This window comes from Streptomyces sp. NPDC002588 (genome assembly GCF_040295925.1).
In the GTDB taxonomy this organism is placed as follows: Bacteria; Actinomycetota; Actinomycetes; order Streptomycetales; family Streptomycetaceae; genus Streptomyces.
Genome location: NZ_JBEOWF010000056.1, coordinates 64,200 through 75,936, shown reverse-complemented (window position 1 = coordinate 75,936; position 11,737 = coordinate 64,200). Strand labels below are relative to the sequence as shown.

Genomic DNA, 11,737 nt, shown 5'->3' with positions numbered 1-11,737 from the left:
AGTTCTCAAGGAACGAAAGCTTCCTTTGTACTCACCCGAGAGACTCTCTCAGGCTTTCCTCCGGGCTTCCCTTCGGTCTTGCGTTTCCGACTCTACCAGACCGTTTCCCGGTCCGATTTCCTCGGTGCTTTCCAGGCCCCCGCTTTTGTTTCGCGGTTTCCTTTCCGGCGGTTCCGACTCTACCAGAACCTTTCGGCGTCTGATTCCCCGTCAGAGGGGGTTGCCTTCCCGGCTGCGGGCCGTTCCGACGAGTGAGACTTTAGCGGATTCCTGGCGCCCGAAGCCAATCGGGGCCTGCGTCCTTTCGAACGCGGATTCCTCATTTCGCGAATACGCACGCCAATGACACGACGGCAGACGAAACGACTGCTCGCCGAGGAGTGGTTGGTACCTGCGGAATGGCTGTCCGGGGACCGACCGGAGTCGGCGCTCACATCGGACAACCCGGAGAACAATACTTATCCGCCCGGGGCGTGTCAACCTACGTCCCTGACGCCCCTCCGGGGAGTAGCCTGGCAGACATGACTACGCGTACGTGCACCCACCTGTGGCGGGCCGCCTGACGGCGGCCCGTGCTCACGTACGCACCCAACGGCCGCCGACTCGGCGGCCGTTCTCGTATCTCCCTCCGGACTCCGGATCCAGGAGGTCGGGCCGCCGGGACGGTGGCCTCGACCAGGAGACGGAGACAGAAGAGATGACGCGGGTTTTCAGCGGGGTCAAGCCGACCGGACACCTGACGCTGGGGAACTACCTGGGCGCCATGCGGCAGTGGGCCGCCGTGGACCAGCACCGGGCCGACGCGCTGTTCTGCGTGGTCGATCTGCACGCACTGACCGTGGACCACGATCCGGCGCGGGTGCGCCGGCTCAGTCGGCAGGCCGCCACGCTGTTGCTGGCGGCGGGGCTCGATCCTCGGCTGTGCACCCTGTTCGTCCAGAGCCATGTCGATGAGCACGCGCGGTTGTCGTACGTGCTGGAGTGCGTGGCCACCGACGGGGAGATGCGGCGGATGATCCAGTACAAGGAGAAGGCGGCGCGGGAGCGGGAGCGCGGTGGGAGTGTCCGGCTGTCGCTGCTGACGTATCCGGTGCTGATGGCGGCGGACATCCTGGCCTACCGGGCCGACGAGGTGCCGGTGGGGGACGACCAGGTGCAGCACGTCGAGCTGACCCGGGATCTGGCTGTGCGGTTCAACCAGCGGTACGGGCACACGTTCGTGGTGCCGAAGGCCACGCGTCCGGCGGTGGCGGCCCGGGTGATGAATCTGCAGGAGCCGGGTTCGAAGATGGGGAAGAGCGACGACACCGGGCCGGGCATCGTCTATCTGCTGGACGAGCCCGATGTGGTGCGCAGGAAGGTCATGCGGGCCGTCACGGACAGCGGACGGGAGGTCGTGTACGACCGGGAGGGGCGGCCCGGGCTCGCGAATCTGCTGGAGATCCTCGCCGCGTGCACGGACGGGAACCCGGCGGAACTGGCGGCCGGTTACTCGTCGTACGGCGCTTTGAAGAAGGACACGGCGGAAGCCGTGGTCGAGGTTCTGAGGCCGGTGCGGGCCAGGCATCAGGAGTTGTGTGCGGATCCCGCGTATGTGGAGGGGGTGTTGCGGGACGGGGCGAACAAGGCTCGGGAGATGGCGCGCCCCGTCGTGGACACCGCTTATCGCGCGATCGGGTTGCTGCCGCCGGTGGCGGAGCCCGCGGATGCGGAGCCGGTCCGGGTGCTGAACGCGGCGCGGTAGGCGCGTGGGCTGGTGGCGAGGCGCGATGCGAAGTGCTGTCGCATCGTGACCTCGCTGCCGAAGCCGGCGCGGCGGGCGACCTCGGGAATGGGGAGGTCGGTGCGTTCGAGGAGCTTCTGTGCCGCGGCGATGCGCTGGTCGAGGAGCCAGCTCAGGGGGTGATGCCGGTGGCGGCTGTGAAGTGGCGGGCGAAGCTGCGGGGCGACATACCCGCGTGAGCCGCCAGGTCGGCGACGGTGAGTGGTTCGTGGAGGTGGCGCAGGGCGTGTTCGCGGACGGCGGCGAGCGTGTCGGCGTCGCGGTCGGCGGGCGCGGTGGGGTGCTCGATGAACTGTGCCTGGGTGCCGGTGCGGAAGGGGGCCGTGACCATGGAGCGGGCGATGGTGGCGGCTGCTTCGGCGCCGTGGGAGCGGCGGACCAGGTGGAGGCAGAGGTCGATGCCGGCCGCCGTGCCCGCGGCGGTCCAGATGTTGTCGTCCTCGATGAAGAGGGCGTCCGGGACGACGGTGACGTGGGGGTGGTGGGTGCGCAGGAGGTGGACGAGGTTCCAGTGGGTGATGGCTCGGCGGCCGTCGAGGAGGCCGGCCTGCGCGAGGGTGAAGGCTCCGCCGCAGAGGGCGGCGAGGGTGGTGCCGCGGGTGTGGGCGCGGCGGAGCGCGTCGAGGACGGGGGTGGGGGCGGGGGCGGGGGTGAGGTGGTCGTCGAGGCCGGGGACGAGGACGAGGTCGGCTCGGTCCAGCCAGGCGAGGGTGCGGTCGGGGTGGAGGTCGAAGCCGCCGCGCATGGGGATGGGGGTGTCGGTGTCGCAGGCGACTCGGCGCAGGTCGAAGTGGGGTGCGCCGCGGTCGGTGCGGTCGGTGCCCCAGACCTCGGTGATGACGGAGACGTCGAAGGCGCGGATGCCGGGGAAGGCGACGAGGGCGACGCGGTACGCAGGGTCCACGTCTGGCAGTAAACCATCGATCGCTGACTTTTGTACCTCTGGGGCGTGGGTGGTCCCGGCGGCAGGATCGAGGGCATGGACATCGCAGAGAACGCAGCGCTGGTGGTCGTGGACGTGCAGAAGGGCTTCGACGAGCCCGGCTACTGGGGTTTCAGGAACAACCCCGGTGCGGATGACAACATCGCCTCGCTCATCGACGTGTGGCAGGCGACGGGGCGGCCGGTCGTGTTCGTGCGGCACGACTCGTCGGGACCGCGGTCGCCGCTGCGGCCGGGGTATGTGGGGAACGACTTCAAGGAGTACGTCGAGAGGAGGAGGGGGAAGGGGGCCGGGGCCGAGTTGTTCGTCACGAAGACCGTGAACTCGGCCTTCCTCGGAACGCCGGATCTGGGGGCCTGGCTGACGGCTCAGGGGATCTCACAGATCGTGGTGGCCGGGATCCAGACGAACATGTGCGCGGAGACGACGGCGCGGATGGGCGGGAACCTCGGGTACGACGTGTTGTTCGCGTACGACGCGACGTACACGTTCGATCTGGAGGGGCCGTTCGGCTGGCGGCGCAGTGCCGAGGAGCTCGCGCAGGCGTCGGCCGTGTCGCTGCACGGGGGCGGGTTCGCCCGGGCGGTGACCACGAAGGAGATCGTGGGGGCGGCCGGCGCCTGACCGCCCCTCGCTGCTCCCGTGCCGGTGGTCAGTCCTTCTTGCCGGAGGCCAGCTCGCGGCTGCGGTCGCGGGCGGCCTCCAGGGCGGCGATGAGGGCGGCTCGTACGCCGTGGTTCTCGAGTTCGCGGATGGCGTTGATGGTGGTGCCGGCGGGGGACGTGACGTTCTCGCGGAGCTTGACGGGGTGTTCGCCGCTGTCGCGGAGCATCGTCGCGGCTCCGATCGCGGACTGCACGATGAGGTCGTGGGCCTTGTCGCGGGGCAGACCGAGCAGGATGCCGGCGTCGGTCATGGCTTCGACCAGGTAGAAGAAGTAGGCCGGGCCGGAGCCGGAGAGTGCGGTACAGGCGTCCTGCTGGGACTCGGGGACGCGCAGGGTCTTGCCGACGGCGCCGAAGATCTCCTCGGCGTGGGCGAGATGGTCGGCGGTGGCGTGGGTGCCGGCGGAGATGACGGACATGGCCTCGTCGACCAGGGCGGGCGTGTTCGTCATGACGCGGACGACCGGGGTGCCGGGGGCGAGGCGCTCCTCGAAGAAGGAGGTGGGGATGCCGGCGGCTCCGCTGATGACCAGGCGGTCGGCGGGGACCTGCCCGGCGAGTTCGTCGAGGAGGGCGCCCATGTCCTGCGGTTTGACCGTGAGGATGAGGGTGTCGGCGGTCTTGGCGGCCTCGGCGTTGGCGACCGGGACGACTCCGTAGCGGGTGCGGAGTTCTTCGGCGCGTTCGGGGCGGCGGGCGGTGACGAGGAGGTCGGCCGGGGGCCAGCCGCCTCGGATCATTCCGCTGAGCAGGGCTTCGCCGATTTTGCCGGTGCCGAGGACTGCGACTTTCTGGGTCATGGTGCGGGGCCCTCCGGGGGGTTCGTCGTCCGGGTTCATCCTCGCACCCGTGCGGAGCCGTGGGGGTGGGTGTCCGGTGGGCGGACGTCGGGTCGGTCAGGTCGTCCGGCGTCGCAGTGTCGCCGCGCCCAGTCCGAGGACCAGCAGGGCGCAGCCGCCGACGATCAGCGCGTCCCGCACGAAGGTGGCGGTCATGTCGGTGTGCCTGAGGACCTCGTTCATGCCGTCGACGGCGTAGGACATGGGCAGGACGTCGGAGACGGCCTCCAGGGCGGGGTGCATGGTGTTCCTGGGGGCGAAGAGGCCGCAGAGGAGGAGCTGGGGGAAGATCACGGCCGGCATGAACTGGACGGCCTGGAACTCGGTGGCGGCGAAGGCCGAGACGAAGAGGCCGAGGGCGGTGCCGAGGAGGGCGTCCAGGAGGGCGACCAGGAGCAGCAGCCAGGGTGAGCCGGTGACGTCCAGGTCCAGGAACCAGACCGCCAGTGCGGTGGCCAGGGCCGACTGGATGATCGCGAGGATGCCGAAGGCGAGGGCGTAGCCGGCGATGAGGTCGCCCTTGCCGAGGGGCATGGCGAGGAGTCGTTCGAGGGTGCCGGAGGTGCGTTCGCGCAGGGTGGCGATGGAGGTCACCAGGAACATGGTGATGAGGGGGAAGATCCCGAGGAGGGAGGCGCCGATGCTGTCGAAGGTGCGCGGGTCGCCGTCGAAGACGTAGCGCAGCAGGAACAGCATCAGGCAGGGGATGAGGAGGAGCAGTGCGATCGTCCGGGGGTCGTGGCGGAGCTGGCGCAGGACGCGGGCGGCGGTTGCGGTGGTGCGGGAGAGGTTGAGGGGGGTGGCGGGGGCCGGGGGCTGTGCCGTGGTCGTGGTCATCGGGTTGTCTCCTTTTCGCTTGCCGCGTCCACCAGGGTGAGGAAGGCCGCTTCGACGGTGTCCGCGCCGGTGCGGGTGCGCAGGGCCTCGGGGGTGCCGTCGGCGAGGATCTCGCCGCCGCGCATGAGCAGCAGGCGGTGGCAGCGCTCGGCCTCGTCCATGACGTGGGAGGAGATGAGGAGGGTGGCGTCCCGGGTGGTGGCGATGTGGTGGAAGAGGTTCCACAGGTCGCGGCGCAGGACGGGGTCGAGGCCGACGGTCGGCTCGTCGAGGACGAGGAGTTCCGGGGTGCCGAGGAGGGCGACCGCGAGGGAGACGCGGCTGCGCTGGCCGCCGGACAGGTTGCCGGCGAGTGCGTCGGCGTGGGTGATGAGGTCGACGTCGGCGATGGCCCGGGTGACGTGTTCGTGGCGGCGGCCGGCGGCGGCGCGGCCGGGGTCGAGGATGGCGGCGAAGTAGTCGAGGTTCTGGCGGACCGTCAGGTCGTCGTAGACGGAGGGGGCCTGGGTGACGTAGCCGATGCGGGTGCGCAGGGTGGGGTCGCCCGCGGGACGGCCGAGGACGTCCAGGGTGCCGGTGACCTTGGCCTGGGTGCCGACGATCGTGCGCATCAGGGTGGACTTGCCGCATCCGGAGGGGCCGAGGAGGCCGGTGATCTGGCCGCGCGGGACGGTGAAGCCGAGGGAGTGGAGGACGGTGCGGGGGCCGCGGACGACGGTGAGGTTCTCGGCGGTGACGGCCGGGGTCTCTGGCGGCCCGGACGAGTAATTCATCATGCGATGAATAATCGTCCTGGGGGTCCCGGTCGTCAAGTGGCGTGCCTGCGCGGGGCACACGGGGCGGCACAGGCGCGTGGGAGCGGCGCAGGCGCGCGTCGGTGGAATGGGAGGCGGAGGGTCCGGTTCCTTCGCCTCCGCGTTCACGGGGTGCACACAAGAAGCCTCCTTCGGGCCGGACGCCTTGACCGACAATGGAATTCATGTCCTTCGTCGCCGCGCCCTCCCCCGGCGCGGCGCGCCCACGCATCTCCCGTCCCCTACCGGAGGTGCTCCGTGTTGTGCCGTGGTGTCCGTGGTGTCCGCAAGGCCGATCTGTTCGCTTCCCTCGCCGTCTTCCTCGTCGCGCTGCCCCTGTACGTGGGCGTGGCCCTTGCCTCCGGTGTGCCCGCCGAGTCGGGGCTGGTCACCGGAATCGTCGGCGGGCTGGTCGTCGGCCTGTTGCCCGGCAGCAGGCCGCGGATCAGCGGGCCGGCGGCGGGCCTGACCGTGCTGGGCGCGCTCGGGCTCGGGCGGTGGTTCCGGGCGGTGCCCGTGGCCGTCGTGCAGGGGATGGTCGCCGGGATCGGGCTGGTCCTGGTCGCCGGGCAGCTGTACGCCCTCGGGGACACGGCCGCGCCGGCCGGCGGACTCGCGAAGCTCGCCGGGCTGGTGTCGCTGCCCGGAAAGGCGGATCCGGTGGCGTTGTCGGTGGGGGGTGCCACCCTGGTCGTGTTGGTGCTGTGGGGCCGGTGGCGGCGCGGTTCTCGCCTGGTTCCGGCGCCGTTGCCGGCCGTGGCGCTGGCGGCGGGCGTGACCTGGCTGTTCGACCTGGACGTACAGCGGATCCAGGTGCGCTGGCTCTGGGATGCCGTGCGGGTGCCGCAGGCCGCGGATCTCGGGCGGCTGACGGAAGTGGGGGCGATCGGGACCGTCGTGGCGTTCGCGCTGATCGCGTCCGCGGAGTCGCTGTCCGGCGCGGCCGCGGCGGACCGGCCGCATGGCGGAAGGAGGACGGACTACGACAGGGAGTTGATGGCGCAGGGCGCGGGCAACGCCGTGTGCGGGGTGCTGGGCGCGCTGCCGATGACGGCGGTGATCGTGCGGAGCGCGGCCGGTGGCGCCTCTGAGGGAGTGCGGGCTGGGGCGCGGACCAAGGCGTCGATGGTGCTGCACGGAGTGTGGCTGCTGCTGTTCACGGCGATCGTGCCCGGGGTGCTGGAGGTCGTCCCGGCCGCCGCGCTGGCGGGGCTGCTGGTGTACGCCGGCTGCAGGCTCGTGCCGGTGCGGGAGCTGCGGAGGCTGTGGCGCGCGCACCGGGCGGAGTCTCTGGTGCTCGGTGTGACGTCGGTTGCGATCCTCGTGGCGAATCTGTTCCAGGGGGTGCTGATCGGGCTGGCGCTCGCCGTCGCGAAGACGGCGTGGGAGATCAGCCATGTGCATGTGGAGACGGAGGACCGGGGGGACGCCGGAGTCGTGGTGCGGGTGGCCGGTCATGCGACGTTCCTGCGGCTGCCGAAGCTGCTGGACGCGCTGGACGGGCTGCCGGCCGACCGGGAGGTCCGGCTGGAACTGGGCGGACTGCGGCATGTGGACCACGCCTGCGCGGCGGCCCTGGAGGGGTGGGCCGCGGCGCGGGAGCGGCGGGCGCAGCGGGAGCGGGAGCGCGCGGGTGGGCTTCAGGGGGAGGTGGCCACCAGCAGTTCGACGTCGTAGGTCTCCTCGACCGTGCCGTCCGGGAAGGCGGCGAGGAGGTGGCGGCGTTCCTCGGCGAGGAAGGCGGCCGCGTTCTCCTCGCCGTGGACCAGGAACATCGAGTGGCTGCCGATGTTGGCCAGGTGGAGGTCGACGGGGACGCGGCGGCTCCAGCGGATGCGGCGGTGGGTGAAGTCGAGGCTGCCGGTGGGGTCGGCGAGGGCGGTGCGGGTGCCGTCGCCGTTGGTCGGGACGACGCCGTCGACGCCGAAGTGGCGCTCCATGCGGCGGGCCTGGGCCTCGATCCACGGCACCTCCACGGCGCTCGTGTTCCACCACAGCGCCAGCGCACCGCCCGGCCGCAGGACGCGCAGGGCCTCCGGGACCGAGCGGGCCTGGTCGGTCCAGTGCCAGGACTGGGCGTAGGTGATCAGGTCGAGGGAGGCGGTGGCGAGGGGGAGGTGGTTGCCGTCGCCTCGGACGAGCGGGACCTCCGGGAGGGCCCGGCGCAGCTGCGCCGCCATGCCGGCCCCGGGCTCGACGGCGACGACGCGGGCACCTCGGGCGTGCAGCAGGGCCGTGGCGATGCCGGTACCCGCGCCGACGTCGGCGACCCGGGCACCGCCGAGGGGGCGGCCGGCGAGCGTCTCGACGGTGTCCAGGAGGGCGGGCGGATAGGAAGGACGGTTGGCGGCGTACTGGGCCGCGGCAGCGTTGAAGGAATGGGCCCGGGACCTGGTGGGGTGCGAGGAGGCGGTCATGAGGCCATGGTGACGGGAGCGGGCGGAGGGGAGAACAGGGTTTTCGGCGAGGGACGACGGGCGCGGACGTTCAGCCGCGGCGGCGCTTCTTGGAAGGGTTGCCGGTGCGGCGGGAGGTGCGCTTCTCGTGCTGCTTCAGCGCCGCCTCGTACTCCTCGCGGTGCAGCTTCTCGCCGGGCGCCTCGGTGAGAGCGCGGAAGAAGTAGGCGACGAGGGAGCCGACGAAACCGATGGCCAGCAGTCCGCGGAGGGAGGCCTGGCGGTCGGGGTCGGGCCGCTTGCCGAAGCCGTCCCAGGTGTGCCGGAAGGCGAGCGCGCTGCAGATCGCGAACATGACCACGACCAGGAGGGTCACGAAGCCGCCGATGTCGGCGATGGCCAGGCCCTGGTAGGCGAACCGCAGGACCAGGCAGGAGACGGTGGTGGCGGCGAGCGCGCCGACGGCCACGCCGGCCCGGCGGGCGGTGTAGCCGCGGTCGTGGTCCACCCAGGTGGTGCCGAAGAAGCGCAGAGGCTCGGGCCGGGGGCCGGGCGGGTCGCCGGGGGTGCCCTGCGCGTGCCGGGCGTCCCGGGCGTCGGTGTCCCGGGAGCCCGCCGGGGTGTCCGCGGTGCCGTTTTCGTCGCTCACGGGACGATTATGACTGCGGGCGGGGGCGGGGTCCCGGGTGGGTGGGCCGGGTCGGGCGCCGCGGGGTGCGATGTCCCCGTCGACGCCCGTTTTCCCCTCTCGACGGTGCGGTCAGGCGCAGCGCGAGGCGACGTAGCCGTCGCTGCCCGTGTGCACGTACGCGTCCGACACGTACTCGCCGCTGCCGATGTTGTCCCAGATGTTCGACGTGCCGTACGGGCCGGAGACCGTGGTGCCCGGCGTCTGGCAGTAGATCGCGACCTTGGAGCCCTCGGGCAGGACGCGTACGACGCTGTAGGCGGTGCCGGGGCCGCTGCGGACGTTCAGGCGGACGCCCGGCGCGATCGGGTAGTACGTCACGGACGCGGCCGCGGCGGTCGTGACGGTCTCCGCCCCGCCGCTGCTCTCGGCTGGTTCCACATGGTCGACAGACATGAAAGTCCTCCCCCGTTGAGCCCCATGAGTGCCATGGGGTCCCGTTCATTCCCCTAAAACACGCCATGAAACACATGTGCGTGATTCGTACGTGGAGGCTAGCAAGCCGCCTCTGTCTCGTACGAGTCATCGACTAGGCTCCGTGCGTCGCGCGCGCGGAGCAACAGCACGGGGGTGGTCCATGACGCCACAGCGCAACACCGGAGCGGGCGCGGAAGCGGAACTTCCGGAGTACGCCGGTCACTACCTCCTGGAGGAGCGTCTGGGCTCCGGCGGGATGGGCGTGGTGCACATGGCCCGCAGCACCTCCGGGATGAAGGTCGCGGTGAAGGTCGTGCACGCCCGGTTCGCGTGGGATCCCGAGTTCAGGGGCCGGTTCCGGCAGGAGGTGGCGGCCGCGCGGCGGGTGAGCGGTGCCTTCACCGCGCCGGTGGTGGACGCCGATCCCGAGGCCGAACGGCCGTGGATGGCCACGCTGTTCATCCCGGGTTCGACCCTCGCGGATCAGGTGAAGGGGAACGGGCCCATGAACTCCGGGGAGTTGCGGCGGCTGATGGCCGGGCTCGCGGAGGCGCTGCGTGACATCCACCGGGTCGGGGTGGTGCACCGGGATCTCAAACCGAGCAACGTGCTGCTCGCCGAGGACGGGCCGAAGGTCATCGACTTCGGTATCTCGCGGCCGAAAGACAGCGAGTTGCGCACCGAGACGGGCAAGCTGATCGGGACGCCGCCGTTCATGGCACCGGAGCAGTTCCGGCGGCCGCGGGAGGTGGGGCCGGCCGCGGACGTCTTCGCGCTGGGGTCGGTGATGGTGCACGCGGCGACGGGACGCGGGCCGTTCGACTCCGACAGTCCGTACGTCGTGGCCTACCAGGTCGTGCACGACGAGCCGGACCTGACGGGCGTACCGGCGACTCTCGCTCCGCTGGTGCGGCGGTGTCTCGCCAAGGAGCCCGAGGACCGGCCGACGCCGGACGAGCTGATGCGGGAACTGCGGTCGGTGTCGGCGTCGTACGACACGCAGGTGTTCATACCGGAGCAGCGACCGGACGGCGAGGACCGGCAGGATTCCGGTTCCCCCGTTGCCCCCGCCGGCGCGGCGCTTCCGGCCGGCCCTGCCGATGGGGCCGAGCCGGTCGGGAAGCCCGGTCGGCGAGCCGGACGGAGGACGCGCAGACGGGTGGCCATGGTGGCGGGGACGCTGGGGATCGTCGCCGCCGGGGTGTTCGCCTCGGTGCAGTTGCCGGGCGACGGGCCCGCGCCGAGCAGTTCGAGCCCACGGACCACGCCGGCCGGGTTCGACGCGTGGGACACGCCGTCGGTGTCCGACCAGGAGACCGTGCCGCAGTGCTCGTACGGGGCCGACGAGTTGCTCTGCGCCCAGTCCGGCGTGGTCTACGCCCTCGACCCGGCCGACGGCACCCTGCGGTGGAAGCACTCCGTCGCCGAGTCGCTCCGCAGCGAGCCGCCGGTGCTCGCGGGGGAGCTCGTCCAGCCGCTGACAGGCCAGGACCCGAAGCTGGAGGCCCTCGACCCCGCTTCGGGCAAGGCACGCTGGCAGCGGGACATGCCCGCGCACGTCGCGATGCAGTCCGCAGGCGGCGTCCTCCTGCTCACTTCCGCCGACGGCAAGGTCACGGGAGTGGACGGCGCGACGGGCGAGACCAAGTGGCGCCGTTCCGTGCCGGGGCAGGGCACGCCGATCTTCTCCTCGTTCGCCGGGGATCCGGTGGCGTACGCGATCCGCACCGACGACGACGGGACCACCAAAGTCACCGCCGTGGACCCGGACACCGGCACGGTGAGCTGGGACGCGCGGCTGAAGGGCACGCTGACGCCCGTCGGCAGCAACCGGGGCTCCCTCTTCTTTCTCTCGGTCGACCAGAAGTCCTCGGACGTCGACGCGGTGGTCCGCTACGACCCCGGGTCCGGGTCGGTGCACCGGGTGAAGCTGCCCGTTCAGCGCGCGACTCCGGCCGCCGGTGTGCGCGGGGACGTCGTGTATCTGCTGTCCACAGGGGGGTCGTTGGAGGCCGTCGACACGTCGGCGCGCAAGCGGCTGTGGGTCCTGGAGACCGGGATGTTCCGTGGCTCTTCGCCCGTCGCCGACGACCGGCATGTGTACGTCGCCGGGGTGGACGGACGGCTCCTGGCCGTGGACGCGCGCGACGGACGGCTGCTCGGCCAGACGCGGGCCCGCCTCGGGGCGCACTCTGATCGGGTGACGAGTGAACTGCCCGCGCCCGTCCTCGTCGGCGGCCACGTCTACACCGGAGCCCCCGACGGGACCGTCTTCGCCGTCGACGGGCGGGATCCCGCGGGCTGGTAGTGGGCGAAGGGGCCGCCCCTGAGGAGGCGGCCCCCTTTGTGCACAGGGTGTGGATGAGCCCGGCGGG

10 protein-coding genes and 1 pseudogene are annotated in these 11,737 nt (G+C 71.6%); 4 read left to right on the top strand and 7 right to left on the bottom strand.

Annotated features, from left to right (window positions below):
• Positions 1-697 precede the first annotated feature (697 nt).
• A complete protein-coding gene (gene trpS / locus ABT057_RS42525) occupies positions 698-1,744 on the top strand; it encodes a tryptophan--tRNA ligase (protein ID WP_352349514.1) in 1,047 nt (348 codons plus the stop codon).
• Here the strand turns inward: trpS and ABT057_RS42520 are convergent.
• Positions 1,663-2,687 (bottom strand): annotated as a pseudogene (locus ABT057_RS42520) (GlxA family transcriptional regulator). The gene trpS and the pseudogene ABT057_RS42520 overlap by 82 nt on opposite strands.
• A 75-nt stretch (positions 2,688-2,762) precedes the next feature.
• On the opposite strand from ABT057_RS42520, the gene ABT057_RS42515 reads away from it, so the two are divergent.
• The gene (locus ABT057_RS42515) at positions 2,763-3,350 is read left to right on the top strand and encodes a cysteine hydrolase family protein (protein WP_352349512.1); all 588 of its coding nucleotides are present in this window, start codon (positions 2,763-2,765) and stop codon (positions 3,348-3,350) included.
• Between the two features lie 28 nt (positions 3,351-3,378).
• On the opposite strand, the gene proC is transcribed toward ABT057_RS42515, so the two are convergent.
• The 3 genes from proC to ABT057_RS42500 form a co-directional block, all read right to left on the bottom strand.
• Complete coding sequence (proC, locus tag ABT057_RS42510) at positions 3,379-4,191, bottom strand: pyrroline-5-carboxylate reductase (RefSeq protein WP_352349510.1); 813 nt, start codon at positions 4,189-4,191, stop codon at positions 3,379-3,381.
• A 96-nt stretch (positions 4,192-4,287) separates the two neighbouring features.
• Complete coding sequence (locus ABT057_RS42505) at positions 4,288-5,067, bottom strand: ABC transporter permease (protein ID WP_352349508.1); 780 nt, start codon at positions 5,065-5,067, stop codon at positions 4,288-4,290.
• A complete protein-coding gene (locus ABT057_RS42500) occupies positions 5,064-5,843 on the bottom strand; it encodes an ABC transporter ATP-binding protein (RefSeq protein ID WP_352349506.1) in 780 nt (259 codons plus the stop codon). The genes ABT057_RS42505 and ABT057_RS42500 overlap by 4 nt, the downstream gene beginning before the upstream one ends.
• A 276-nt stretch (positions 5,844-6,119) precedes the next feature.
• Here ABT057_RS42500 and ABT057_RS42495 point away from each other — a divergent pair, with 276 nt between their 5' ends.
• Entirely contained in the window at positions 6,120-7,538 is a 1,419-nt protein-coding gene (locus ABT057_RS42495) for a SulP family inorganic anion transporter (RefSeq protein WP_502974056.1), read from the top strand.
• On the opposite strand, the gene ABT057_RS42490 is transcribed toward ABT057_RS42495, so the two are convergent.
• The 3 genes from ABT057_RS42490 to ABT057_RS42480 form a co-directional block, all read right to left on the bottom strand.
• Positions 7,502-8,278: a class I SAM-dependent methyltransferase gene (locus ABT057_RS42490; RefSeq protein ID WP_352349502.1), complete on the bottom strand. Its 777-nt coding sequence runs from the start codon at positions 8,276-8,278 to the stop codon at positions 7,502-7,504. The two genes, ABT057_RS42495 and ABT057_RS42490, sit on opposite strands and share 37 nt — an antisense overlap.
• 70 nt (positions 8,279-8,348) lie before the next feature.
• Positions 8,349-8,906 carry an EamA/RhaT family transporter gene (locus tag ABT057_RS42485; RefSeq protein ID WP_352349500.1) on the bottom strand — a complete coding sequence of 186 codons (558 nt, stop codon included), beginning with the start codon at positions 8,904-8,906 and terminating at the stop codon, positions 8,349-8,351.
• A 111-nt stretch (positions 8,907-9,017) separates the two neighbouring features.
• Positions 9,018-9,341 carry an SH3 domain-containing protein gene (locus ABT057_RS42480; protein WP_352349498.1) on the bottom strand — a complete coding sequence of 108 codons (324 nt, stop codon included), beginning with the start codon at positions 9,339-9,341 and terminating at the stop codon, positions 9,018-9,020.
• Between the two features lie 181 nt (positions 9,342-9,522).
• On the opposite strand from ABT057_RS42480, the gene ABT057_RS42475 reads away from it, so the two are divergent.
• Positions 9,523-11,670 carry a protein kinase domain-containing protein gene (locus ABT057_RS42475; RefSeq protein ID WP_352349496.1) on the top strand — a complete coding sequence of 716 codons (2,148 nt, stop codon included), beginning with the start codon at positions 9,523-9,525 and terminating at the stop codon, positions 11,668-11,670.
• Positions 11,671-11,737 lie beyond the last annotated feature (67 nt).